The organism is Luteimicrobium album, assembly GCF_030161555.1.
GTDB classification, from domain to species: domain Bacteria; phylum Actinomycetota; class Actinomycetes; order Actinomycetales; family Cellulomonadaceae; genus Luteimicrobium; species Luteimicrobium album.
This window is the reverse complement of record NZ_BSUK01000001.1, coordinates 189,663-214,200: the sequence shown is the minus strand read 5'-3', so window position 1 is coordinate 214,200 and position 24,538 is coordinate 189,663. Positions and strand designations below refer to the sequence as shown.

At 73.8% G+C, this 24,538-nt stretch carries 22 protein-coding genes and 4 pseudogenes; 15 read left to right on the top strand and 11 right to left on the bottom strand.

Going from position 1 to position 24,538, the window contains the following annotated elements:
* Positions 1-52 precede the first annotated feature (52 nt).
* A complete protein-coding gene (locus QQK45_RS01180; protein WP_284291507.1) occupies positions 53-1,198 on the top strand; it encodes a T6SS phospholipase effector Tle1-like catalytic domain-containing protein in 1,146 nt (381 codons plus the stop codon).
* Between the two features lie 121 nt (positions 1,199-1,319).
* On the opposite strand, the pseudogene QQK45_RS01175 reads toward QQK45_RS01180, so the two are convergent.
* Positions 1,320-4,016 (bottom strand): annotated as a pseudogene (locus tag QQK45_RS01175) (phosphoenolpyruvate carboxylase).
* Between the two features lie 116 nt (positions 4,017-4,132).
* Here QQK45_RS01175 and QQK45_RS01170 point away from each other — a divergent pair.
* A complete protein-coding gene (locus tag QQK45_RS01170) occupies positions 4,133-4,672 on the top strand; it encodes a DsbA family protein (RefSeq protein WP_284291505.1) in 540 nt (179 codons plus the stop codon).
* A gap of 135 nt (positions 4,673-4,807) precedes the next feature.
* On the top strand, positions 4,808-6,145 hold the full coding sequence (gene nhaA / locus QQK45_RS01165; RefSeq protein WP_284291502.1) for a Na+/H+ antiporter NhaA: 1,338 nt from the start codon (positions 4,808-4,810) through the stop codon (positions 6,143-6,145).
* A gap of 7 nt (positions 6,146-6,152) precedes the next feature.
* Here nhaA and QQK45_RS01160 read toward each other — a convergent pair whose 3' ends face one another.
* Positions 6,153-6,989: a hypothetical protein gene (locus tag QQK45_RS01160; RefSeq protein ID WP_284291500.1), complete on the bottom strand. Its 837-nt coding sequence runs from the start codon at positions 6,987-6,989 to the stop codon at positions 6,153-6,155.
* A gap of 128 nt (positions 6,990-7,117) precedes the next feature.
* Here QQK45_RS01160 and QQK45_RS01155 point away from each other — a divergent pair, with 128 nt between their 5' ends.
* Complete coding sequence (locus QQK45_RS01155) at positions 7,118-8,023, top strand: VOC family protein (protein ID WP_284294895.1); 906 nt, start codon at positions 7,118-7,120, stop codon at positions 8,021-8,023.
* 9 nt (positions 8,024-8,032) lie between these two features.
* Here the strand turns inward: QQK45_RS01155 and QQK45_RS01150 are convergent, their stop codons facing one another.
* Together QQK45_RS01150 and QQK45_RS01145 are read right to left on the bottom strand one after the other, a co-directional pair.
* Positions 8,033-8,446: a universal stress protein gene (locus tag QQK45_RS01150; protein WP_284291498.1), complete on the bottom strand. Its 414-nt coding sequence runs from the start codon at positions 8,444-8,446 to the stop codon at positions 8,033-8,035.
* Positions 8,447-8,498: 52 nt separating this feature from the next.
* Positions 8,499-9,224, bottom strand: a complete 726-nt coding sequence (locus tag QQK45_RS01145) for an IclR family transcriptional regulator (protein WP_284291495.1) — start codon at positions 9,222-9,224, stop codon at positions 8,499-8,501.
* A 113-nt stretch (positions 9,225-9,337) separates the two neighbouring features.
* Between QQK45_RS01145 and eda the strand changes: the two genes are divergently transcribed.
* The 5 genes and pseudogenes from eda (at position 9,338) to efeB (ending at position 15,915) form a co-directional block, all read left to right on the top strand.
* Positions 9,338-10,033, top strand: a complete 696-nt coding sequence (eda, locus tag QQK45_RS01140) for a bifunctional 4-hydroxy-2-oxoglutarate aldolase/2-dehydro-3-deoxy-phosphogluconate aldolase (RefSeq protein ID WP_284291493.1) — start codon at positions 9,338-9,340, stop codon at positions 10,031-10,033.
* Positions 10,030-11,129: pseudogene (locus tag QQK45_RS01135) on the top strand (PfkB family carbohydrate kinase). Before eda ends, QQK45_RS01135 begins: the two are co-directional and overlap by 4 nt.
* Positions 11,130-11,741: 612 nt before the next feature.
* Positions 11,742-13,391 (top strand): iron uptake transporter permease EfeU, encoded by a 1,650-nt coding sequence (gene efeU / locus QQK45_RS01130; protein WP_284291490.1) that lies wholly within the window; start codon positions 11,742-11,744, stop codon positions 13,389-13,391.
* An 11-nt stretch (positions 13,392-13,402) separates the two neighbouring features.
* Complete coding sequence (gene efeO, locus QQK45_RS01125; RefSeq protein ID WP_284291488.1) at positions 13,403-14,650, top strand: iron uptake system protein EfeO; 1,248 nt, start codon at positions 13,403-13,405, stop codon at positions 14,648-14,650.
* Positions 14,647-15,915 (top strand): iron uptake transporter deferrochelatase/peroxidase subunit, encoded by a 1,269-nt coding sequence (gene efeB, locus QQK45_RS01120; RefSeq protein ID WP_284291486.1) that lies wholly within the window; start codon positions 14,647-14,649, stop codon positions 15,913-15,915. The genes efeO and efeB overlap by 4 nt, the downstream gene beginning before the upstream one ends.
* 13 nt (positions 15,916-15,928) lie before the next feature.
* On the opposite strand, the gene QQK45_RS01115 is transcribed toward efeB, so the two are convergent.
* The 3 genes from QQK45_RS01115 to QQK45_RS01105 all read right to left on the bottom strand — a co-directional run bounded on the left by QQK45_RS01115 (position 15,929) and on the right by QQK45_RS01105 (position 17,824).
* On the bottom strand, positions 15,929-16,372 hold the full coding sequence (locus QQK45_RS01115) for a SufE family protein (RefSeq protein ID WP_284291484.1): 444 nt from the start codon (positions 16,370-16,372) through the stop codon (positions 15,929-15,931).
* A gap of 102 nt (positions 16,373-16,474) precedes the next feature.
* Positions 16,475-17,380 carry a sulfurtransferase gene (locus QQK45_RS01110; RefSeq protein WP_284291481.1) on the bottom strand — a complete coding sequence of 302 codons (906 nt, stop codon included), beginning with the start codon at positions 17,378-17,380 and terminating at the stop codon, positions 16,475-16,477.
* 72 nt (positions 17,381-17,452) lie between these two features.
* Positions 17,453-17,824: a DoxX family protein gene (locus QQK45_RS01105; RefSeq protein WP_284291479.1), complete on the bottom strand. Its 372-nt coding sequence runs from the start codon at positions 17,822-17,824 to the stop codon at positions 17,453-17,455.
* Between the two features lie 86 nt (positions 17,825-17,910).
* On the opposite strand from QQK45_RS01105, the gene QQK45_RS01100 reads away from it, so the two are divergent.
* Complete coding sequence (locus QQK45_RS01100; RefSeq protein ID WP_284291478.1) at positions 17,911-18,204, top strand: DUF3175 domain-containing protein; 294 nt, start codon at positions 17,911-17,913, stop codon at positions 18,202-18,204.
* Between the two features lie 36 nt (positions 18,205-18,240).
* Here QQK45_RS01100 and QQK45_RS01095 read toward each other — a convergent pair whose 3' ends face one another.
* The 4 genes and pseudogenes from QQK45_RS01095 to QQK45_RS01080 form a co-directional block, all read right to left on the bottom strand.
* Entirely contained in the window at positions 18,241-18,918 is a 678-nt protein-coding gene (locus tag QQK45_RS01095; RefSeq protein WP_284291475.1) for a flavin reductase family protein, read from the bottom strand.
* A gap of 51 nt (positions 18,919-18,969) precedes the next feature.
* On the bottom strand, positions 18,970-19,386 hold the full coding sequence (locus tag QQK45_RS01090; RefSeq protein WP_284291473.1) for a MaoC/PaaZ C-terminal domain-containing protein: 417 nt from the start codon (positions 19,384-19,386) through the stop codon (positions 18,970-18,972).
* A 166-nt stretch (positions 19,387-19,552) separates the two neighbouring features.
* A complete protein-coding gene (locus QQK45_RS01085; RefSeq protein ID WP_284294894.1) occupies positions 19,553-19,801 on the bottom strand; it encodes a zinc-binding dehydrogenase in 249 nt (82 codons plus the stop codon).
* Positions 19,802-19,863: 62 nt separating this feature from the next.
* Positions 19,864-20,433 (bottom strand): annotated as a pseudogene (locus tag QQK45_RS01080) (alcohol dehydrogenase catalytic domain-containing protein); the annotation flags it as partial.
* A 304-nt stretch (positions 20,434-20,737) separates the two neighbouring features.
* Here QQK45_RS01080 and QQK45_RS01075 point away from each other — a divergent pair.
* From QQK45_RS01075 to QQK45_RS01060, 5 genes and pseudogenes are all read left to right on the top strand, one after another.
* Positions 20,738-21,694: an ABC transporter ATP-binding protein gene (locus tag QQK45_RS01075; RefSeq protein ID WP_284291471.1), complete on the top strand. Its 957-nt coding sequence runs from the start codon at positions 20,738-20,740 to the stop codon at positions 21,692-21,694.
* On the top strand, positions 21,691-22,476 hold the full coding sequence (locus QQK45_RS01070) for an ABC transporter permease (protein WP_284291469.1): 786 nt from the start codon (positions 21,691-21,693) through the stop codon (positions 22,474-22,476). Before QQK45_RS01075 ends, QQK45_RS01070 begins: the two co-directional genes overlap by 4 nt.
* Positions 22,477-22,534: 58 nt before the next feature.
* Positions 22,535-23,395 (top strand): annotated as a pseudogene (locus QQK45_RS22775) (histidine kinase); the annotation flags it as partial.
* Positions 23,396-23,697: 302 nt separating this feature from the next.
* On the top strand, positions 23,698-23,841 hold the full coding sequence (locus tag QQK45_RS01065) for a hypothetical protein (RefSeq protein ID WP_284291467.1): 144 nt from the start codon (positions 23,698-23,700) through the stop codon (positions 23,839-23,841).
* Positions 23,841-24,512 (top strand): response regulator, encoded by a 672-nt coding sequence (locus QQK45_RS01060; protein WP_284291465.1) that lies wholly within the window; start codon positions 23,841-23,843, stop codon positions 24,510-24,512. Before QQK45_RS01065 ends, QQK45_RS01060 begins: the two co-directional genes overlap by 1 nt.
* Positions 24,513-24,538: the final 26 nt, after the last annotated feature.

Below are 24,538 nucleotides of genomic sequence, written 5' to 3'. Positions count from 1 at the left end.
CGTCCCGACAAGGCACCATCCTGGATGGGGCGGTCGGGCCTGGGAGGACGCGATGAAACGGCTCGTGGTGTGCTGCGACGGCACGTGGGGTTCGCCGGTGAACCCGAGCGTGTCCAACATCGAGAAGATCGCGCGGTCGATCCGCACGGACAAGCCCGTCGACGGCGTGCAGCAGATGGTCTTCTACATCGGCGGGGTGGGCGCGCGCGGCTACCTCGCGGACAAGATCCTCGGTGGGGCGTGGGGGTACGGGATCACGACGAACGTCGTCGACGGGTACCGCGTCATCGCCATGAACTACGACCCGGGCGACGAGATCTTCGTGTTCGGGTTCTCGCGCGGCGCGTACACGGCGCGGTCGGTCGCGGGGATGATCGCGTCGGTCGGGCTGCTGCGGCCCGAGGCCCTGCTGCGGGACGGGCTCGCCAAGGCCGAGCAGGCGTACCGCGACTACGGGCCTGCCGGCGCCGAGCGGCGGGCCGCGTTCAAGGCCGCGAGCTGCTACGACAGCACGCCGGTCACGTTCCTCGGCGTTTTCGACACGGTCGGCGCGCTCGGCGTGCCGCTGCCGTTCCTGCGCAAGGCGAAGTTCCACGACGTGACGCTCTCGCCGTCGGTCCGGTGCGCGCGGCAGGCCCTGTCGATCGACGACCGGCGGATCAAGTTCGAGCCCAGCCTGTGGGAGGTGCCCGTCGACGAGCCGCCCGGCCGGGTCAAGCAGGTCTGGTTCCCGGGCTCGCACAGCGAGGTCGGCGGCGGGACCGCGCACCGCGGGCTGTCCGACGTCGCGCTGCGCTGGATGGTGGGCGAGGCGGTCGCGGCCGGGCTCGTCGTGGATCCGGACCGGATCGAGGCGCAGGTCGAGCCCGAGGCGCGCTTCCTCAGCCACCCCGGTCCCGGCGCGCTGTTCGGGACGCTCAACCTGTTCAGCGCGCTGCACCGCCACCCCCGGTTCCGGCGGGGGCGCGGGCACTGGCGGCGCGTGCTCGCCGGGCTCGAGGCGCCGCACGCGCCCGCCCAGGAGTACCGGACCGCGATCGCCTCGCACGCCGACTGGATGAGCCAGGTGCCGGGGTCCGCGTACCAGCGCGACGCCGTGAACATCGGGTGGTGGCGGGGGCTCGTCGACGGCGGCGAGCTGCCCGTCGAGCGCATCGCGTTCGAGGACGGCGACGAGCGTCAGGTCGAGCTCACCTGACCGCCTTTCCGCGAAGTAGTACGGCGGCCGTACTACCTCGCGGACGACGACGGCGCGCCCCCATCCGGGGAGCGGCGCCGTCGTCGTCGGCGGGCCGGCGCGGGCGCCCCGGTCGCCCGGGTCAGCCGGTGTTCTGGACGCCCGCGGCCACGCCGTTGAGCGTGAGGAGCAGCAGGCGCTGCTGGGTCGCGACCTCGTCGGCGGGCAGGTCGCCGGCCCGCAGCGCGCGCAGGGCGCGGAGCTGGAGCAGCGACAGCGCGTCGACGTAGGGGCTGCGGAGCTGGACGGCCCGCCCGAGCACGCGGAGGTTCGCGAGCACGCGGTCCTTGTCCGTGACCTTGAGAACCCATTCCTTGGTGAGCTCGAGCTCGTTCAGCACGAGCTCCGCCAGGTCGTCGCGGTCGCCGAGCGCCAGGTACCGGCGCGCGATCCGGGTGTCCGTCTTCGCGAGCGACATCTCGATGTTGTCGATCATCGTCGCGAACAGAGGCCACTCGCGGTACGCGGTGCGCAGCAGCTCGAGGTCGCCGACGCCCGCGAGCGCGCTGCCGAGCCCGAACCACGCGGTGAGGTTGATGCGTGCCTGGGTCCACGCGAACACCCACGGGATCGCGCGGAGGTCGTCGAGCGAGTTGACCGACAGGCCGCGCTTGGCGGGACGCGAGCCGAGCGGCAGGAGCCCGACCTCCTCCTGCGGCGTGACGCGCGCGAACCACTGCGGGAAGCCGTCGGACTTCACGAGCTCGAAGAACCGTGCCCGGGAGACCTCGTCGAGGCCCCGCGCGAGCTCCGCGAAGCGCTCGGCTGCGCCGGCGTTGCGCTGCTCGATCGACGGCGCGTCGTGCAGCAGGTCGCGGCGGCGACCTGCTCGATGTGCCGGACGGCGATCACCGGGTTGCCGTAGCGGGCCGCGATGACCTCGCCCTGCTCGGTGAGCTTGAACCGGCCCTCGACCGAGCCCGGGGCTGCGCGAGGACCGCGCGGTTCGCGGGGCCGCCGCCACGCCCGACGGCGCCGCCGCGGCCGTGGAACAGCGTGAGCTCGATGTGGTTCTCCTCGGCCCACGCCACGATCCGGCTCTGCGCGGTGTACAGCTCGAGGGTCGCGGAGACCGGGCCGACGTCCTTGGAGGAGTCGGAGTACGCGAGCATGACCTCCATGCGGCGGTCGGTCTGCGCGAGGCGCTTCTCGACGCGCGGGTCGTGGATGATCTCGCCGAGGATGCGCGGGCTCGCCTCGAGGTCCGCGAACGTCTCGAACAGCGGGATCACGTCGATGACCGGCGGCGTGCCGTCCGGCCCGACGGCGTGCTCCGCGAGCGTGTACACGTTCGCGAGGTCGGCGGAGCTCTGCGTGAACGACACGATGTACCGGCGGCTGGCCAGCAGGCCGTAGCGCGCCTGGACGTCCACGATGGCCCGGAAGACGGCCAGCACCTCGCGGCTGCGGTCGCTCAGCAGCGACTCGTCGACGCCGCCCTCGGGGTGCGGCCGCCGTCGGCCAGGACCTTCTCGATCTCGGCGAGCGTCTCGCGGTGCACCTGAGAGTGCTGGCGCACCTCGAGCTCCGCGAGGTGGAAGCCGAACGTGCGGACCTGCCACACGAAGTCCTGCAGGTCGCCGTACGCCACGCGGTACGCACCCGCGGCCACGAGCGACTCCTGCACGGTGACGAGCTCGGCGAGGAGCTCGTCCGCCGTGCCGTACGCGAGCGGGGACTCGTCGGCGAGCGTTGCGGCGAGGCGCCGCGCGACCACGAGGATCGCCTGGCGGTGCGGCTCGTCGGGGGAGCGGGCCTCGACCTCGTCGGCCAGGGCCGGGTCGAGCTCGCGGAACCGGGCGAGCTGGGCGACCAGCGCGTCGGACGGCGGGGTCGTCGCCGCGTCGACCGTCGTCGCGCGGCCGATGCGCACCGCCACGTTCTGGTAGGCGTGCAGCACGTGCTCGTTCGCGATCGCCGCGGCCTCGCGCGTGATGTCCGCGGTGACGTTCGGGTTGCCGTCGCGGTCGGCGCCGATCCACGACCCGAGCTTGACGAACGGCTCGACGGCGGGCGGCTCCGCGCCGGCCCGGTCGCCGTTCACCCAACCGTCGAGGCGGCGGTAGACCTGCGGGAACGCCGTGAACAGGGTCTCGTCGAACACGCCCATCGCGGTCCGGACCTCGTCGAGCGGGGACGGCTTGCTCGTGCGCAGGGGCGCGGTGCGCCACAGCTCGTCGACCTCCGACAGCAGCCGGCGCGTGTTGTCGGCGAGCGCGACCCCGCCGAGCTGCTCGAGCTCGCGCCGCTCCATGAGGACCGTGATGCGACGGATGCAGGCGGCGACCGCGCGTCGTCGGGCCTCGGTGGGGTGGGCCGTGAGGACCGGGCGGAACTCGAGCGCCTTGAGGCGGCGGGCAGCCTCCCCGGGCCCGACCTCGCTCACGAGCTGCGCGTACGCGGCCGGGAGCGAGTCCTCGGCGCGGGCCTCCGTCGGGGACAGCCCCGCCTCGCGCTGGCGCAGCACCCGCACGCGGTGGTTCTCCTCCGCGAGGTTCACGAGGTGGAAGTAGGCGGTGAACGCCTTCGCCACGTCCTCGGCGCGCTGCGGCGAGAAGCCTGCGATGAGCTCCTCGGCCTGCTCGATGGAGGTCGACGTGCCGTTCTCCGACGCCGCCTGGATGGTCAGCGCCCGGAGGCGCTCGACGTCGTCCAGGAGGTCCTGGCCGCCCCACTCGCGGAGCACGGTGCCGAGCATCTCGCCCAGCAGCCGGACGTCCGCGCGCAGCGGCTCGGGCATCTCGTCCCGGGCATGTCCGCGTTCTACGTCGTTCGACATCACGGGTCCGAGGGTACCCACCTGTCCGTACCACTCGTGCCCGCGGCCGGATCGTGGGCACCCGCTGAGGGCGAACACGGCTGCGCCGGCGGGCTGCCAGGGCGGAGGATGGGGCCATGGGTCACCGCGACGCTCTCGTCCCGCTCCAGCCGCACGTGCGCGGCAACCCCGACGCCCCCGTGACGATCGTCGAGTTCGGGGACTTCCAGTGCCCGTTCTGCCGCGACGCCGCCCCCGTGCTCGACGAGCTCGTCGAGTCGTCGAACGGGCACGTCCGGCTGGTGTGGCGCCACTTCCCGCTGTTCGAGGTGCACCCGTACGCGCTCACGGCCGCGCTCGCGTCCGAGGCCGCGAGCAGCCAGGGGCGGTTCTGGGAGATGCACGACGCGCTGTTCGCCCACCAGGACGACCTGTCCGACGCCGGCCTCGTCGCCCTGGCACGCCAGGTCGGGGTGGGCGACGAGTGCGTCGTCGGGGAGACCGCGCAGCAGTACGGCGACGTCGTCGAGGCCGACTACGCCGACGGGCTCGCGCACCAGGTCGCCGGGACGCCCGCGCTGTTCGTCAACGGGGTGCGGTTCGAGGGGCGGGTGACCCGGGACCGCCTGCGCGCCGCCGTCGAGGCGCTCAAGCTCACCAAGGCCGTCGCGCGCTGAGCCGGCGCGTGCGACCTGTCAGAAGCTCGCCACGCTCTACCCCCGCCACGTTCTGACAAGTCCCGGAGGTCCGCACCGCATGTCCGAACCCCTCGCGCTCTCGCTCACCCCGCCGCGGCCGGGCCCCCGCTGCGCGTGCAGATCCGCCCCGTGGCGCCGAGCCTGCGCCGCTTCCTCGCGACCGAGGCCGGCGGCGCGGCGCTCCTGCTCGCCGCGACGGTCGCGGCGCTCGCCTGGGCGAACGCGTGGCCGTCGGGCTACCGGTCCTTCTGGTCCACGGAGGCCGGGGCGCACGTCGGCGACATGCGGCTCGACCTCACGGTCGGCGAGTGGGTCAACGACGGCCTCATGGTGGTGTTCTTCCTGGTCATCGCGCTCGAGATCGCGCGCGAGGTCTCGACGGGCGAGCTGCGCGACCGGCGGACCGTCGCGGTGCCCGCGCTCGGGGCGCTCGCGGGCCTCGCCGTCCCCGCGCTCGTGTTCGTCGCGTTCACGCACGGCACGGGCGACGTGCACGGCTGGGGCGCCGTGATGTCGACGGACACCGCGTTCCTCATCGGGATCCTCGCGCTGTTCGGCCCGCGCTGCCCGGACCAGCTCCGCCTGTTCCTGCTGACGCTGGCCGTCGTCGACGACATCGGCGCGATCACCGTGATGGCGGTCGTCTACACGCCGTCGGTGCACGTGGTGCCGCTGCTCGTCGCGGCGGGGATCGCCGTCGCCGTCCTGGTGCTCCGGTGGCTCGGCGTCTGGCAGCTCCTGCCGTACGTGGTGGCGGGGATCGCCCTGTGGTTCGCGGTGCACGCGTCGGGCGTCGAGCCGACCCTCGCGGGCGTCGTCCTCGGCCTGCTCGTCCCGACGGCGGCCCCGCGCCGCCGCCAGGTCCAGGACGTCGCGCGGTTCGTCCGGCTGTTCGAGCTCGAGACGACGGCGGAGCGCGAGCACCAGGCCGAGCTCGCGGGGCGCGCCGCGGTGCCCGTGAACGAGCGGCTGCAGCGCGTCCTGCACCCGTGGTCCGGGTTCGTGATCGTGCCGATCTTCGCGCTCGCCAACGCCGGCGTGCGGCTCGACGGCGCGGCGCTGCAGGACGCGCTGCACTCCCGGGTGGCGCTGGGGATCGCGATCGCGCTCGTGGCCGGAAACCTCGTCGGTGTGTTCGGGGCGTCGTTCGTCGCGCTGCGCACCGGGGTCGGCGTGCTGCCAGGTCGCGTGCGCTACGGCCACCTCCTGGGCGGCGCGATCCTGTGCGGGATCGGCTTCACGATCTCCCTGTTCGTCACGGACATCGCGTTCACGGACGAGGCCACGAAGGCCCAGGCCAAGGTCGGGATCCTCGCGGGGTCGCTGATCGCCGCGCTGCTGGGGACCGCGGTGCTCCGGTTCTTCGGCGAGCGGTCGTCGCTGTGCTCGCCGGGCGTCGAGGCGCTCCCGGCCGCGCTGCCGCCGCGCCCGTGGGTGTCGCCGTCCGCGTGAGCGCCGTTCAGTGCGTCGTCACGGGCGCGAGGTACAGGCTCGGCGCGCAGCCCACCTCGCCCGGCGCGAGGAGCGCGCGGTCGAAGCCCGTGAACGTCCGGGCGGTGCCGTCGCCCGCCCGCACCCCGACGACGCAGTCCAGGGTCGTCGTCAGGCCGACCGCGGCGACGAGCTCGTCGCCCTCGCGCGCGACCCGGACCGTGAGCGGTGCCGCGAAGCGAGCGGCGAGCGCGTCCTGCGCGGCGGGCCCGCTCACCTCGGCCGGCAGCGCCTCGAGGGCGGCCCGGACGTCGCGCTCCGTGGTCGCAGGAAACGTCGGCAGCGGCGCGGGGGACGGCGTGGCCGTGGGCGTCCCGTCGGGACACGCGATGCGGTGGTGGTCGGCGACGTCCTGGCCAGGGTGCACGACGAGCCGCCAGCAGGCACGGGTCGAGCCCGCGGACCGGCTCTTCCCGAAGACGGCCGTGGCCGACGTGCCGGGCACGTCCACGGCGACCGTGAGGTCGACGCGCGCCCCGTCGGCGTCGTCGGTCCGCCCGGACCATGCGAGGGGCGCGACCTCGTAGGTCGCGTCGGGGACGTCGCTGGGCAGGCGGGGGTCGGTCGTGGCCTCCTGGGCGAGCCGCTCGGCGTCGGCGGCTCGGCCGTCGGTCGCGACGTCGTCGGCGATGCCCACGACGACGCGGTCCGCGAGGTCGCGCGCGAGCCGGTCGCCGTCGGCCGGGCGCAGAGAGACCGCGACGAGCACGGGGATCGCGATCACCGCGGCCAGCAGCGCGGCGAGGGCGACGACGACAGCGGTGCTCACGCGGCGGCGCGGCACCGTGGGCTCGCTCGGGTCCATGGTGGGATCGTCACACGACGGGGCCCGGGAATGCGGGAACCTCGCAGAAGGTTGTAGGAACAACTAAGCCTCTGGAGGAAGCTGTGCCCACCCCGACCGCCGCCGACCTGCTGCCCGCAGCCACCTCGATGGCCGCCGTCACCCTGCTCGTCCGCGACCTCGACCTCATGACCCGCTACTACCGCGACGCCCTGTCCCTCGACGTGCTCGACGACGGCACCGTCCCCGACGAGCTCGCCTCGCCGGAGGCGCTGGGGGCGGGCGGCACCGGCGCGACCCGGCGCGAGACCGTCGTCCTCGGGCGCGGCGGCGTGCCCGTCGTCGTGCTGCGCCGCGAGCCCGGGCTGCCTCTCGCGCGCCGCGGCGACGCGGGGCTCTTCCACACCGCCGTCCTGTTCGACGACGCCCCGGCTCTCGCGCACGCCCTCGCGTCCGCCGCGCGCACGGCCCCTGGAACGTTCATCGGCTCCGCGGACCACCTGGTCTCCGAGGCCTTCTACTTCACCGACCCCGAGGGCAACGGCGTCGAGCTCTACCACGACCGCCCCCGCGACCGGTGGTCCTGGGACCAGCAGGCCGACGGCCGCCGCGAGGTCCGCATGGACACGCTCCACCTCGACCCGAACGAGTTCCTCGCCCGCCACCTCCGCGAGGAGGAGGCGGTAACCGAAATTCGCGCGCCCGGCGCCGTCGTCGGGCACGTGCACCTCAAGGTCGGCGACGTCGACGCCGCCCGCGGCTTCTACGTCGGGACGCTCGGGTTCGAGGAGACCGCGCGCGTCCCGGGCGCGCTGTTCGTCTCGGCGGGCGGGTACCACCACCACCTCGCCGCCAACACGTGGCAGTCGCGGGGCGCCGGGCCGCGCGCGTCCACGCTCGGCCTGGGCACGGTGGCCGTCCGGCTCCCGTCCGACGACGCCGTCACGGCGCTCGCGGACCGCCTGCAGCACGCGGGGGTCGCCACGCGTCACGACGGCACGGCCTTGCGGTTCGAGGACCCGTGGGCGAACACGATCGAGGTCGTGAGCGCCTGAGCGCCGGGGCTAGCGCGGGCCCTTGACGACGAGCACCGGGACCGGCGCGTCGAGCAGCACGCGCTGCGTGGTGGTGCCGAGCAGGAACGTCCCGACGTCGGGCCGCTTGCGGGCGCCCAGCACGACGACCTCGGGGAGACCTGGTCGACGGCGTCGAGGATCGCCTCTGCCGGCAGGACGTCGGGGTCGCGGCGCAGCACGGGTGCGTCGGCGAGGCCCGCGGGAAGCTGCTCGCGCGCGTGGGCGAGCTCGTCCTCGGGGTCGACGCCGTCCGAGCGGTCGGCGCCGGGGACGCTGAGCGTCAGGAGGGTGAGGGTGGTGCCACGGCGCTGGGCCTCGTCGACCGCGACGCGCAGGGCCGCGTCGCCTTGAGGGGTCAGGTTGTACGCGAGGAGCACCGTCACGCGCCCCATTCTGTCCCATGGGGCGACCCCCGCGCGCGGGGTCCGGCGGCGGGTCGCCCGGCGCCGCGGGCTCAGGGGGTGGTGGCGAGCGCGAGCCCCGGGGGCAGCAGCGGAGGCACGACAGCGCGCGCGAGCCGGGCGAGCTCGGCCGGGCGTTCCGCGCTCATCCGCTCCGCCGGGACGGTCACGCTGAGCGCGCCCACGGGCGCGCCGGCGCGTACGAGGGCGAGCCCCACGCACGCGATGCCGGGCTCGTTCTCCTCACGCTCGACGGCGTAGCCCGTCTCCCGCGCACGGGCGATCGCGGCGGCGTCGGCGGGGGCGGCGTCGGACGCGGGCTCGGGGCCGAGGGCGAGCAGAGCGCGGCCGAGCGCGGTGCGGGCCGCCGGACGGCGGCGCCCGACCGCCGACCACACGCGCACCGGCCGCTCGGGCTCGACCTTGTCGAGGTAGAGCACGTCGGCGCCGACGAGCACGCCGAGGTGGACGAGCTCCTCGCTGGCCTCGCACAGCGCGACGAGCGCGGGGTGGACGAGCGCCGGCAGGTGCTCCGCCGGTGCCCAGGTGGCGCCGAGCGCGAGCGCGGCGGCGCCGAGGCGGTACGCGCCGTCGGTGGAGCGGTCGACGTAGCCGCGGTGCGCGAGGGCGGCGAGCGTGCGGTGGACCGACGACTTGTGCAGGCCGAGCGCCTCGGCGAGGGCGCCGAGCGGCAGCCCGGCGGGACCGGCGTCGGACAGGAGCTCGAGCGCGCGCAGCGCCTTGTCGACCGCGGGCAGCGGGCTGGCCTGGGCTTCCACGGGGCCTCCGGTGTAAGGTGCGATTCGCAACGCGGAACGCGCGTTCACTCTGACGAAACGCTATCACGACGTGCCGCGTCGCGACGCGATAGCCGAGCAGGACGGATCCGTCCATGACCACCGCCCCCGGCGCTTCCACCGCGCCCGACCACCTCGCCGCAGCCCGCGACTTCGTCCTCGACGCCGTCGGCATCACCCGCGTGGTGCCCGTGGTCGTCGTCGACAGCCCCGACGACGGCGTCGCCGTGACCCGCGCGCTCGTCGCCGGCGGGCTCCCCGTCGCCGAGATCACGTTCCGCACCGCCGGCGCGCGCGCCGCCGTCGCCGCCGTCGCCGACCAGCTCCCCGACGTCCTCGTCGGCGCCGGGACCGTCGTCAACGTCAAGCAGGTCGACGACGCCGTCACCGCCGGGGCGCGGTTCCTCGTCTCGCCCGGGCTCTCGCGCGCCGTCGTCGAACGGGCCCACGAGCACGGCGTCCCGATCGTCCCCGGCGTCGCCACCCCCACCGACATCATCGCCGCGCTCGACCTCGGCCTCGACGTCGTCAAGCTCTTCCCCGCAGGCGTCCTCGGCGGCGTCGCCGCCGTCAAGGCCCTCGCCGCCCCGTTCCCCGACCTCCGCTTCGTGCCCACCGGCGGCATCACCGCCGCCAGCGCCCCCGACTACCTCGCGCAGCGGTCCGTCCTCGCCGTCGGCGGGTCCTGGATGGTCGACAAGGCCCTCGTCACCGCCGGCGACTGGGCCGAGATCACCCGCCGCACCGCCGAAGCCGTCACCCTCGCGCAGACCACCGGAGAGAACCGATGACCGCCCTCGACGTCCGCCCCGCCGCCGACTGCCGCTACGACGTCGTCGCCCTCGGCGAGGTCATGCTCCGCCTCGACCCCGGCGAGCGCCGCATCCGCACCGCCCGCCGGTTCGACGTCTGGGAAGGCGGCGGCGAGTACAACGTCGCACGCGGGCTGCGCCGCTGCTTCGGGCTCCGCGGCGCCGTCGTCACCGCGCTCGCCGACAACGAGGTCGGGCGTCTCGTCGAAGACCTCATGCTCACCGGCGGCCTCGACACCTCCTGGGTGCGGTGGCTGCCCTACGACGGCATCGGCCGCACCGTCCGCAACGGCCTCAACTTCACCGAGCGCGGCTACGGGGTCCGCGGCGCCGTCGGCGTCTCGGACCGCGGCCACACCGCGATCGCCGCCATGCAGCCCGGCGACGTCGACTGGGACGCCCTCTTCTCCCAAGGCGTGCGCTGGTTCCACACCGGCGGCATCTTCGCCGCCCTCTCCGAGTCCACCGCCGACGTCGCCGAAGCCGCCATGGCCGCCGCCCGCCGGCACGGCACGATCGTGTCCTACGACCTCAACTACCGGCCCTCCCTGTGGGCCGGCATCGGCGGACCCGCCCGCGCGCAGGAGGTCAACACCCGGCTCGCCCGGCACGTCGACGTCATGATCGGCAACGAAGAGGACTTCACCGCATCCCTCGGCCTCGAGGTCGAAGGCGTCGACGAGAACCTCACCGACCTCGACACCGGCGCCTTCCGCGCCATGATCGGTCGCGCCGCCGAGGCCTACCCGAACTTCCAGGTCATCGCCACCACCCTCCGCTCCGTCCGCAGTGCGACCCGCAACGACTGGGGGCCATCGCCTGGTCCCGGCGCGAAGGCTTCGCCGAAGCCACCCACCGGCCCGACCTCGAGATCCTCGACCGCGTGGGCGGCGGCGACTCCTTCGCCTCCGGCCTCGCGTACGCGCTCATGGAGCTCGGATCCGTCGCCGACGCCGTCGAGTACGGCGCCGCGCACGGCGCCCTCGCCATGACGACGCCGGGAGACACCTCCATGGCGACGCTCGCCGAGGTGAAGCGGCTCGTCGGGGGTGGGGGCGCGCGGGTCGTGCGCTGATCTCTTCGGGGGCTGGGCTCGTCGTGGTCGGGTGGGCCGGGGGTCGGGGGCTTCGCGCGGTCTACCATCCGGCCGCTCGTCCCTCGCGGCCTCCCGCCAGGCCCGCCACGACCGCGCGAAGCCCCCGACCCCCGGCCCTGGCGCACCGGGTTGACCCGGCCTCGCGGTGAGTTCCGCGCACGACCCGCGTGGTCTCGTCTCCGACGAGGTGCGTCCCCTCGCTCGCTGGGGAAGGGGCGGCGGTGGGTTGCGTCGGGTCTGTGGCGTCGCCGTCGTCGTCGAGCAAGAGGATCTCGCGCCGAGCAAGCGGGCGGTTGCCGCTTGCTCGGCGTGGGACCCGCTTGGTCGGTGTGGGGTCGCGCGGTCGTGGCGGGTCTGGCGGGAGCGGCCCGAGGGACGAGGGACGCGGATGGAAGACCGCGCGACACACCCCCGCCCACCCGGAACGGACCCGCGCGACACACCGCCCCGGCGAGCGAGTGGCACACGTCACGTCTCATTTTCGGCACGCGACCGTTGCGTTAACCCGGGGAGGTGAGGCTACGCTTACCCCCGCGACCCCGGCTCGTGCCCCGGCCGTCAACCACTCGCCCGCCAGACCCCGGGGTCCCCGTGCTCGCAACGTTCGTCATCGGCCTGCGTGAAGGCCTCGAGGCCGCGCTGATCGTCGGCATTCTCGCCGCGTTCCTCAAGCGCAACGGCGCGTCGATGCGTCCGCTCTGGATCGGGATCACGGCGGCGGTGCTGCTGTCGGTGGCGGTGGGCGTGACGCTCGAGGTGGTGTCGTCGAGCCTCCCGCAGAAGGCCCAGGAGGGCATGGAGACGGTCATCACCGCCGTGGCGATCGTTTTCGTGACCACGATGATCGTGTGGATGACCGCCCACGCGCGCGGACTCAAGAAGGAGCTCGAGGCGAGCGCCAGCGAGGCGTTGCGTGAAGGCACGGCATGGGCCATCGCCGGCATGGCGTTCCTGGCGATCGTCAAGGAGGGGTTCGAGACCTCCGTCTTCCTCCTCGCGACCTTCCAGGCGTCGACGAGCACCACGGCCGCGGTCGTCGGCGCGGTGCTGGGCATCCTCGTTGCGGTGTGCCTCGGAGTCGGCCTCTACCACGGTGGGATCCGGCTCAATCTCGGGCGCTTCTTCCAGATCACTGGCGTGTTCCTCGTCTTCGTGGCGGCCGGCCTCGTGATCACGATGCTCCGCACGGCCCACGAGGCCGGCTGGCTGACCATCGGACAGGGCACCACGGTCGACCTCTCCTGGCTGGCACCTGCCGGCTCCGTCCGGGCCGCGTTGATCACCGGCGTCCTCGGGATCCCCGCGGACCCCCGTGTCATCGAAGTGCTCGGTTGGTTCCTGTACCTCGTCCCCGTGCTGGCGCTCGTCGTCTGGCCGCCGAAGCGTCGCCTCCAGGGGCACGCGGCACTGCGCTTCGAGTGGGTGCTCGCGGGGTCGGTGGCCGTCGCCGCGGTCCTGCTTGCGGTCCTCGTCCCGACCGTCCCCGCCTACCGTTCGACGATGCCTGCCGCGGTCGTCGCGGCCGGGACGTCGTCGGGCGATCCGACGCAGGTCGGCACGGCCGCGCTCGACGGCGCCGGCGCGAGCCAGACGCTCGTCGTCACGCCCGCAGACGGCAGCACGGCCGTCCGCACGCCCCTCACCGGGGAACGCGAGACGGAGCGACACGCGGGTGTCGCCGCGCAGCGCACGAGCACCGACGACGACGTCGACGCGGCCGGCCTCCCGACGACGGTGACGCTCGACGACCTGCTGCGCTACGGCGGCGGCAAGCTCCCCGTCGGGGTGAGCGCCGACCTGACGCCCGGCCCCTTCGACGCGTCGTGGGCACAGCATCGCGCCACGACGGTGTGGATCACCTCCACGGACACGCTCCTCGACGCCACGCAGGCGACCACGACGGTCCTCACGCTCGACGGCGGGGGCCTCAGCTCCCCGCGGACGCTGACGGTCGCGCCCGGCGCGCTCGACGCCGTCGCCGACTGGACGGTCGCGCCGAGCCACCGTGACGACGTCGCACGCCGCACGACCGCAGCCGAGCTGGCCGCGGACGACCGCGACCTGTGGCGCGTCTACCTCCCTCTCGTCCTCGCCGTGGCGGCCGTCGGCCTGACGCTCGCCGCGCTGCGCAGGCGGAGCGCGCTCGCACGCGCTGCCCGGGCCGAAGCGGCCGAACCCTCAGTCCTCGCCTCGCCCCAGGCGGCCCCCGGCGCGACCCCTCTCAGCGCCCAGAACACGTAGGAGCACGAACGATGCAGTCCACCCTCTCCCTCCGCACGCGCCCGGTGCGCGTCGTCGCTGGTCTTGCCGGCGTGCTCGGCGTCGTGGCGCTCGTCGCCGCCGGGTGCTCGTCCGACGACGACACCGGCAAGCCGGGTGACACCCCGAGCTCGAACGGCGTCTCGAAGGTCGACATCACGTTGACGGCCGCCGGCGGGACCGACGAGTGCCAGCTCTCGACGGACTCGGTGCCCGCGGGCCCCGTGACCTTCACCGTCACCAACAAGGACTCGGCCGCGATCAACGAGGTCGAGCTCCAGCTCAACAACCGGATCGTCGGCGAGAAGGAGAACCTCGCGCCCGGCCTGTCGCCGGTGAGCTTCACCTCGACGCTCGACGGTGGCGCGTACGAGATCTACTGCCCGGGAGCGGAGAAGGACACGGTTGCCTTCACCGTCACCGGCGAGGCTGCAGCGACCCCCACCGGCAGCACCCAGGCGCTCCTCGCCGAAGGCGTGGACGAGTACTCGAAGTTCGTCACGAGCCAGGTCGACGCCATGGTCGTGGGCGTCGACAACCTGAAGAAGGCCGTCGACTCCGGGAACCTCGAGGAGGCGCAGAAGGCGTACGCGACCGCGCGCCCGTTCTACGAGAAGATCGAGTCCGACGTCGACGGCTTCGTCCTGCCGGGCTTCAAGGCGACCGACAACAAGGGCAACCTCGATTACCTGATCGACATGCGCGCGTCGTCGCTCGACCCGGCCGTCGGCTGGCACGGCTTCCACGCCGTCGAGCGGGACCTGTTCGAGAAGAAGAAGATCGACGACGGCACCAAGAAGTACGCCGCCGAGCTGGCGACCAACGTCGGCAAGCTCCAGGAGCTGTCCAAGACGCTCGAGTTCAAGCCGGAGGACCTCGCGAACGGCGCGGCAGGCCTGCTCGAGGAGGTCCAGGCGAACAAGATCACGGGTGAGGAGGAGAAGTACAGCCACCTCGACCTGTCGACGTTCGCGGGGAACGTGGAGGGCGCCGAGCAGGCGTTCGCGGACCTGCAGCCCGGCCTCGACAAGATCGACCCCGACCTCGCCGCCCAGGTCACGGCGCAGTTCGACGCCGTCAAGGCGACGCTGAAGACCTACCAGGACACCAGCGTCCTCGGCGGCTACGAGCTGTGGACCCCGGAGCTGCGCAAGACCGACGCGACCAAGCTGTCGCAGGCGATCCAGGCACTCCAGCAGCCGCTGTCGAAGGTCGCGGAGAAGGTCGCGACCGCCCAGTGAGCACCACCTCCCACGACGACGGCCGGTTCTCGCGTCGAGCATTCCTCGGCGCGGGGATCGGTGGTCTTGCCGTCGGCGCCCTCGGCGGCGCCGGCGGCGTGGCGTGGGCGCACGCGGACGCGGACGGCGCGAGCGCGCTCCCGTCCGACGGTGTCCCATCGACGACGGCGTACCCGTTCTACGGGCAGGCTCATCAGGGCGGCATCGAGACGCCGCAGCAGCGGCACGCGATCTTCGCGGCCTACGACCTCACCGTCAGCGACCCACGCAGCCTCCAGGTCCTGCTGGCGCGGTGGTCGGCGGCGATCGCCCAGTTCCAGCGCGGCCGGTCGCTCGGCGCCGTCGAGCCGACGCGCGACAGCGCGGTCCCGACCGACACGGGGGAGGCGGCGGACCTCGAGCCGGCCGGACTGACGGTGACGATCGGGCTGGGCCCGGGCGTGTTCGACGACCGCTTCGGCCTGGCCGACCGCAAGCCCGCGAAGTTCGCGAAGCTTCCCGCGCTGCCGAGCGACCAGCTCGACCCGAGGCTCACGGGCGGCGACCTGTCGTTGCAGGCGTGCGCCGAGGACCCCCAGGTCGCCTACCACGCGATCCGCAACCTGTCGCGCATGGCGCAGGGCACGGCGACGGTGCGCTGGACGGTCATGGGCTTCGGCCGTGCGTCGGCGGGCAAGGGCCAGACCACGCCGCGCAACCTCATGGGCTTCAAGGACGGCACGCGGAACATCAAGGAGGACGCCGACTTCGACGCTTTCGTGTGGCACGACGGCGCGGACCAGGCGTGGATGAAGGGCGGCACCTACCAGGTGGCGCGCAAGATCCAGATGCACATCGAGAACTGGGACTCGGACTTCATCGCGGACCAGCAGTCCGTGTTCGGCCGGAGCAAGCAGGAGGGTGCGCCGCTGTCGGGGACGCACGAGTTCGACGTCCCGGACTTCGCGAAGAAGGGCTCCGACGGCGAGCTCGCGATCCCGGCGACGTCGCACGTGGCGCTCGCCGCGCACGAGAACAACGGCGGCCTGAGGATCCTGCGCCGGTCGTACAACTTCACGGACGGGATGAACGAGAACGGGCAGATCAACGCCGGTCTGCTGTTCGTCGCCTACATGAACGACCCTGCCGCGTTCGTGACCCTGCAGACGAAGCTCGGGCGCGTGGACCAGCTCAACGAGTACATCGCGCACGTCGGGTCGGGCGTGTTCGCGGTGCCCCCGGCGCCCGCGTCGGGCAGCTACGTGGGCGAGGCGCTGTTCCGCTGACCGCCCGACGCCGTCACGCGGCGGCGAGCTGCTCGCGCACCTGCCGCTTGGCGCGCGTGAGGATGCCGGACATGCCGTTCAGGCGCAGCGGGCTCACGGCGTTCGTGAGGCCGAGGCTGAGCGGGTAGTCGTCCGGCACGTCGAGCACCTCCTGCGGGGTGAGCCCGTCGAGGCCCTGCGCGAGGATCGACGCGAAGCCGCGCGTCGTCGGCGCCTCCGCGGGCGCCGTCGCGTAGAGGTGGACGCGCTGCTCGCCGTCGATCTCCGCGAACGCGCGCACGGGCGACTGGCACTCCTCGACGCGCTCGAGCAGCCCGGGGGCGCTCTGGTAGCGGACGGGGATCTCGGGCAGCTCGCGCGAGAACTCCAGCAGGAGCTGCAGCCGGTCGCGCTCGCCGAGCGCGAGGAAGTCGTCGCGGATCTCCGCGAGCACGGGCGGGAGCGGCGTCTCGGTCACGGGTTCATCCTTCCACCGGCCGGGCCGGCGCGGGGCGCTGTCTCACGAGCGACGACGGCGCCCGCCTCCGCGGGGGAGGGGCGCCGTCGGACGGTGCGGGGGTCAGGCGGCGAGCTCGCCCGGCTCCTCGCCCTTGGCGATCGGGACGCGCACGGCGTTGCCCCACTCGGTCCACGAGCCGTCGTAGTTGCGGACGTTCTCGAGGCCCAACAGGAAGTGCAGCGCGAACCAGGTGTGGCTGGAGCGCTCGCCGATGCGGCAGTAGGTGATGATCGCGTCGTCGTCGGTCAGGCCCAGGCCACCGGCCTGGTAGATGCCCTGGAGCTCGTCGCGCGACTTGTAGGTGCCGTCCTCGGCGACCGCCGTGGCCCACGGCACGTTGCGCGCCGTCGGGATGTGGCCGCCGCGCAGGACGCCCTCCTCGGGGTAGTCCGGGATGTGGAGGCGCTCGCCCGTGTACTCGGGGAAGGAGCGGATGTCGACCAGCGGGCCCTGGCCGATGTGCGCGAGGACGTCCTCCTTGAACGCGCGGTAGGTGACGTCGTCGCGCTCGGTGGCGGGGTAGTCGACGGCCTCGGGTGCGGGGACGTCGGTGGTGAGCTCGCGGCCCTCGGCGACCCAGAGGTTGCGGCCGCCGTCGAGGAGGCGGACGTCGGCGTGGCCGTAGATGGTGAAGAGCCACGCGGCGTACGCGGCCCACCAGTTGTTCTTGTCGCCGTAGATGACGATCGTCGTGTCCGGGCCGATGCCCTTCGAGCCCAGGAGGGTCGCGAACTGGGCGCCGGTGATGAACTCGCGGACCTCGGGGTCGTTGAGGTCGGTGTGCCAGTCGATCTTCACGGCGCCGGGGATGTGACCCGTCTCGTAGAGCAAGACGTCCTCGTCCGACTCGACGACGACGAGGTCGGGGTCGCCGAGGTGCTCGGCGAGCCAGGAGGAGGTGACGAGGCGCTCAGGATGCGCGTACTCGTTGATCTTCGGGGAGCTGGTGTCCAGTGCGGCAGGCATGGGGCCCACTGTACGGCCGGGACGGACCCGCTGACAGGGGGTGTCTCAGTCAGCGAGACGACGTGTCCGTGGTCAGACTCCCCAGCCGAGCGCGCGCCCCAGCGCCACGAAGACGGCGGCCACGAGCAGGAAGATGTTGAGCGCCAGGTTCTCCGTCTCGTGCCGACGCGCGTGCACGGAGATCGCGCCCGCCTGCAGGGCGGCGAGGCACACGGCCGCGACCCGGGTGAGGATCTCGGCCGTCCCCGTCGCCTGCGGCACGATCAGCCCGATCGCCCCGAGCACCTCGGCGAGCCCGATGAGCTTGACCGTCGTCGTGGAGAAGTCGTCGACCCACGGCATCTGGGGGTGGAGGCGCTCGCGCGAGTAGGCGAGCTTCGTGATGCCCGTGCCCAGGTAGACGGCCGCGAGGAGGCCGGCGACGATCCACAGCGCGAGGTTCATGGGGCTCCGATCGTGAGGTGCGAACGGGCTGGTGGTCCGCGAGCCTGAGGATAGCGGGCGGGCACGACGAATCCGAGGTGGTCCCCATGCCGAAGCGCGGTTCCGACGACGACGGGCGCTGGTCCCAGGACGTCACCGAGCACTCCGACGCGCTCGACCTCGACGAGGGCGTGTTCACGTGGAAGGACCCGAAGCGGATCGCGCGGTCGCTGCGCGACTCCGCCGAGGCGAGCGGCCGCCGCAAGAGCTCGCCGTACCGGTCCGCGATGTCGATGCTGACGTTCTACGTCAACCGCGCCGGCAAGGACCTCGACGCGGAGCAGCGTGAAGTCCTCGAGCGGGCCAAGGACGAGCTGCGCGCGCTCTACGGCAAGGAGTGACGTCGCCGGGCCGGACGCCGGGTCGCGCCGTCGGGCTCAGCGGTACCACTCCTCGTCGATCGAGGCGAGGCGCGACGGGTGCACCTCGCCGCTCAGCCCGTAGAACCGCTGGAAGCTCATGAGGAGGGGCCGCCACCGGTCGGGGTCCACGCGGTGCGCCGTGCCGGGCATGCGGATCTCCTCGTGGACGTGCACGCGCGTGACCTGGACCTCGAACGCGACGATCGAGCCGGCGTCGGGCGCGTCGCGCTCCAGCGGGTGCCGGTGCACCAGGCGCGCCTCGAGGTTCACGGGGCACTCGGCGACTCGCGGCGCCCGCACCGTCTCGGAGGGGAGCGGGGTGAGGCCCGCCCGGCCGAACTTGTCCGGCTCGTGCCGGTAGCCGGCGGCGGCCTTCCGCACCGAGACCGGGTCGCGGCCCGTCGTGAGCGCGATCCGGTCGACGGCGTCCACCTGCTCGGGCGACGGCAGGTTGAGGACGCACTCGCCCGTGGCCGTGAGGTTGAGCGCGGTCTGGGAGCGGGCGCCGAGGCCGAGGACCGCGGTCTTGCCCAGCCAGAACACCGAGGACATGGGCGCGAGGTTCGCGTGCCCGGCCGCGTCGGCCGTGCTGAGCAGGACGACGGGCGTCCCGAAGTAGAGGATCGCGGGGTCGATCACGGCGTGCGTGCGGGAGCGGGTCGACGCGGTGGTGGTGGTCTCCGTGGAGGTCATGCCTCCAGCGTCACCTCGCGGGCGGCGTGCGTCTGGCGAGGATCGGACACGTCATTCGAGGCCGGGACGGCGCAGCACCATGACGTCCATCCGACCCTCCTGGACGGTCTCGCCGTGCTGGTTGCGGAGGGTGACCAGACGCTCGACGATCCCGTTCGTGCCCCTGCTCGTGGGCCGGGCCCCCACGATCTCGACCGTGCACGTCAGGGTGTCCCCGATGAACACGGGCGCCGCGAACCGCCACCCGTCGATGCCGAGCAGCGCGACCGCGGTGCCCTCGAACATCCCCGTCCGAGCGATCAGCCCGAGGCACAGCGACGCGCCCAGCATGCCGTGCACGATCCGCTGCCCGTACCGGGTCCCGGCCGCGAACTCCGCGTCGGTGTGGACCTGGTTGTTGTCGTTCGTCCACGCCGCGAACGAGACGACGTCGGCCTCCGTGATCGTCCGGCCGGGCGTCGTCAGCACCTGCCCGACGGCGAAGTCCTCCAGGTAGCGCGGCGCACCGTACGTGGGGGAGCCGGGCGGAAGGTGGGCTCGGTCGCGGGGGAGGTGGCGTCGTCGGGCACGGAGACGAGGCTACTGCGCTCGCGACTCCGCGCGCTCACGAGAGGAACCACCGGCCGTCGGCTTGTCAGGGTCGCAGGACGAGCCGCGTCCCGCGGACCTGGCCGGCCTCGAGGCGCCGATGCGCGTCGGCGGCCGCCTCGAGCGGCAGCACCTCGACGGCGCGCGGGCGGAGCGACCCGTCCGCGCCGAGCTGGTTGATCCGGCGTGCGGCGTCGGCGAGCTCGTCGGCGCGCGCCATGGAGATCGCGAAGCCGCGGAGCTGCAGGTCGTGCGTGTAGACGGCGCCGACGGGCAGCTCGGGCCGGGCGCCCATCCCGGCGAGCAGCACGATCCGCCCGCGCGGCGCCATGAGGGCGACGGCCTGGTCGAGGTCGTGTCGACGTGGACGTCGACCCCGTCGGGGGCGGCGGTGCGGAGCTCGTCCGCGAGGTCGGGGGAGCGGTAGTCGACGACCGCGTCGGCCCCGAGCGTGCGGACGTCGTCGGCGTCCGCGGCCCGGGTCGTCCCGACGACGCGCGCCCCGGCCCGCGCGGCGAGCAGCACCGCGGCGCGCCCCACGTGCCCGGCCGCGCCTTCCACGAGCACGGTCTCGCCGGGCCGTACGGCGCCGTGGAGCTCGACCGCCAGGTACGCGGTCGCGGCAGGATGCACGACGGCGGCCAGCGTGGTCGGGTCGAGGCCCGCCGCCGCCCGGTACGCGCGGTCCGCGGGGACGACGGCGTACTCGGCGGTCGCGCCCTGCCGGCCCGCGTGCCCGAGGCTGTTCGTCCACACGCGGTCGCCGACGGCGAAGCCCGGCGTGCCCGGACCGGCCGCCACGACCGTCCCCACCAGGTCGCGCCCGACGACGAACGGGAACGGCAGCGGCGTCTGGTACGCGCCCGACCGCACGAACGTGTCCACGTGGTTGACGGCCACCGTGTCGACCCGGACGAGGAGGTCCATGGGTCCCGGCTCCGGGACGGGAAGGGCGCCGATGCGGATCGAGTCCGCCGGTCCGCGTCGCTCGACGAACGCCGCGCGCACGAGGTCCGGGAGGGCGGTCACCGACCCACGGTAGCGGCTCTCGCGCGAGCCGGCGGGCGACAGCTGGCGGGTTGTCACGAGTGAGAGCCGCGCCCGAACGGTGCCCCCATCCACCGATCGGTGGATGGGGGCGCCCACCGGACGGCCCTCCGGTAGACCCCGGCGGCCGATACCGTCTGACCTGCGCGGACGCGACGCTGGTGGGGACCGAGAGGAACCCACCATGACCACGACCCCGCCGGTGATCGAGATCGACCACCTGAGCAAGTCCTACGGCACCAAGCGTGCCGTCGTCGACGTCAGCCTGTCCGTCGAGGAGGGCGAGATCTTCGGCATCCTCGGCCCCAACGGGTCGGGCAAGACGACGACCGTCGAGTGCGTGTCCGGCCTCCGTCACCGGGACGGCGGCTCGATCCGCGTCCTCGGTGCCGACCCGCAGACCCACCGTGACGCCGTCCGCGCCCAGGTCGGCGTGCAGCTCCAGGAGGCGGAGCTGCCGGCGAAGCTGACGGTGCGCGAGGCGCTCGCGCTGTACGCGTCCTTCTACCCGGACCCGGCCGACTGGCGCGAGCTCGTCGACGTCCTCGGGCTCGGCCCGAGCCTGGGGACGCGGTTCGGCAAGCTGTCGGGCGGCCAGCAGCAGCGCCTGTCGATCGCGCTCGCGCTCGTCGGCAACCCGCGCATCGCGATCCTCGACGAGCTCACGACGGGCCTCGACCCGGCCGCGCGCCGGGAGACGTGGGACCTCATCGAGAGCGTCCGGGACCGCGGCGTCACGGTCGTCCTCGTGACCCACTTCATGCAGGAGGCCGAGCGCTTGTGCGACCGCCTGGCCGTGATCGACGCGGGCGAGGTCGTCGCGATCGACACGCCCGGAGGCCTCGTGGAGCGCCTCGACACCCGGCAGGAGCTGCGGTTCCGCCCCTCCCAGCCCTTCGACGACGCGCTGCTCGGAGACCTCGGCCCGGTCGACGGCGTCGTGCGGCGGGGTGGCGAGGTGCACGTGACGGGCACGGGCGACGTCCTCGGCGCCGTCGTCACCGCCCTCGCCCGTGCGGGGATCGTCGCCGAGGGCCTGCGCGTCCAGCAGCCCAGCCTCGACGACGCGTTCCTCGCCATGGTCGGCCACACCACGCCGGCCGCCGCCGAGACCGCGACCCACACCCAGGAGCAGTCATGACCACCGCAACCCTGCACGCCACGCCCGCGACCGCGCCGTCGGGACGCGTGTTCCGCAACCTGCTGCGCAGCGAGGCACTCCTCGCCTGGCGCTCGGGCGCCGCCGTCTTCTGGTCGGCGTTCCTGCCGGTCGCCGGCCTCGTCGTCATCGGCTCGATCTCGGGCACCCGCACGCCCCAGGACGGGCTGGGCGGCCGGAGCGTCCTCGACACCTACCTGCCGATCCTCATGATGTTCTCGCTGACGATCTCCGTGGTCACGCTCATGCCGCCGGGGCTCGCGATCTACCGCGAGAAGGGCATCCTGCGCCGCCTGTCCACGACGCCCGTCTCGCCGTCGCGCCTCCTGGGTGCCCAGGCCACGATCTACGCGGGCCTCGGCGTCCTGGTCTCCGTGGTCCTGCTCGTCGTCGCGGTCGCGGCCTACGACGTGCGCCTCCCCGACCAGCTCGTCGGCTTCGCGCTCGCGCTCGTCCTGGTGGGCGCCGCGACGACGGGCCTCGGCCTGGTCGTGGCGGCCCTCGCCCCCAGCACCCGGGTCGCGAGCGCCCTCTCGACGCTCCTGTTCTTCCCGCTGATGTTCTTCGCGGGCCTGTGGATCCCGCGGGCCGCGATGCCGTCCGGCCTGCGCGCCGTGAGCGACTGGACGCCGCTCGGCGCGGGGGTCCGCGCGATCCAGGCGACCGTCGACGGCAACTGGCCGCCCGTGTCGAGCCTGCTCGTCATGGCCGGCTGGGCCGTGGTGTCCGGCGTGGTCGCGGCCCGCACCTTCCGCTGGGAGTGACACCATCGTCATCGTGAGCAGCACAGACGACGGGGGCGGGGTCGCCCGCGTCCCCGGCATGCCGACGACCCGGACCGCCACGGCCCGCGTCGTCGGCCCGCCGGAGCGCGTCAGCGCCAACGGGTCGCCCACCGAGGACCTGTGGCGGGAGCGGCTCGACCGCGTGGGCCGCCGCCTCCTCCTGCCGGCGCTCGCAGTGTCCGCAGTGCTCGCCGCGATCTCGCAGCAGGCGGGCTACGGCACGGAGAGCAGGCTGCGGGCGGGGCTGCTGCTCGCGGCGGTCACGGCCGTCTGGGTGGTGCTGGTGCCGATGCGGCGCCGTCGCTACGGCACCGCCGGCGATGCCGCGGTGTTCGCGGTCCACGTCGCGCTGAGCGCGGTGCTCGTCGGGTTCAACCCGTGGTTCGCGATCTTCGCCTGGACGGGTTTCGTGATCGCGGACGAGCGGGTGCCGCACCGGGCCCTGCCCTGGGCGATGGTCCCGGTGGCGCTGGTGCTCGCGGCCTCCCAGCTCGGAGGCTACCCGCACGACCTCGCCGGATGGCTGGCCTGCGTGCTCGTCGGCGCTGTGAACTACGGCATCGCCATGTCGCTGTTCGTGGTCACCGAGCGTGGTGTCCAGCGCAACGCGGAGCTCGCCGAGGCGAACCTCCGCCTGGAAGCGGCAATCGCTGAGAACGCCGGGCTGCACGCGCAGCTCCTGGAGCAGGCACGCGAGGCCGGGGTCCAGGACGAGCGTCAGCGGCTCGCCGGCGAGATCCACGACACGCTCGCGCAGGGCCTCGCGGGCATCGTCACCCAGCTCGAGGCCGCTGACGGCGCCCCCGACGACGGCGTCCGTCGCACCCACCTGGACCGCGCCCGCGCCCTGGCCCGGGAGAGCCTGACGGAGGCGCGCCGGTCCGTGCGGGCCCTGCGGCCCGAGCAGCTCGAGCGCGCCACGCTCGGCGAGGCGCTCGCGGAGCACGCGGTCGGGTGGACCCGCGCGTCGGGGGTCCCGGTGCAGGTCGAGATCACGGGCGCCGTCCTGCCCCTGCCCGACGACGTCGGGTCGGCGCTCTTCCGTGTCGCCCAGGAAGCGCTGACGAACGTCGCGAAGCACGCGGACGCGTCCCGGGTCGGGGTGACCCTCACGTACCTCCCGGACGTCGTCGTGCTCGACGTGCGCGACGACGGCGTCGGTTTCGAGCCGGGGAGCGGACACCTGGGCGTGGCGGCGCGGTGTCCGCGCCGGGGGACGGCTACGGTCTCGTCGGCATGGTGGCCCGGCTCTCGCGGGTCGGCGGGACGCTCACGATCGAGGCGGCGCCGGGCGAGGGGGTCGCGCTCAGCGCGTCGGTGCCCACACAGGAGGGAACGCTCTGATGACCACGTCCACCGGGACCGTCCGGGTGCTGCTCGTCGACGACCACCCCGTCGTTCGGGACGGCCTGCGCGGCGTCCTCGACGCCGAGCCGGGCGTCGACGTCGTCGGGGAGGCGGGCGACGGGGAGGAGGCGCTCGTGCGCCTGGCCGCGCTCGCGGGCGCCGCAGCGGACGGCGACCCCGGCGTGGACCTCGTCCTCATGGACCTTCGGATGCCGCGGATGGGCGGGGTGGAGGCGATCGGGCACGTCCGGGAGCGGTTTCCGGCGGTGCGGGTCCTCGTCCTGACCACCTACGACGCCGACCGCGACGTCCTCCCGGCGATCGAGGCGGGTGCGACGGGCTACCTGCTCAAGGACTCGCCGCGCGACGTCCTCGTCGACGGGGTGCGGGCCGCCGCCGCGGGCCGCCCGGTGCTCGCTCCGTCGGTCGCGGGCACGCTCATGGGGCTCGTCGGGGCGCCCGCGGCGGACGAGCCCACGCTCAGCCCGCGCGAGCTCGAGGTGCTGCGGCTCGTCGCGTCGGGCGCGACCAACCGCTCGGCCGCCCGACAGCTCTTCATCAGCGAGGCGACGGTCAAGACCCACCTGCTCCACCTGTACGAGAAGCTCGGGGTCCGAGACCGCGCTGCCGCGGTGGCCGTCGCGTACGAGCGCAGGCTCCTGGGCTGAGCGCCCGCTCGCCCGGCGGCGCGATG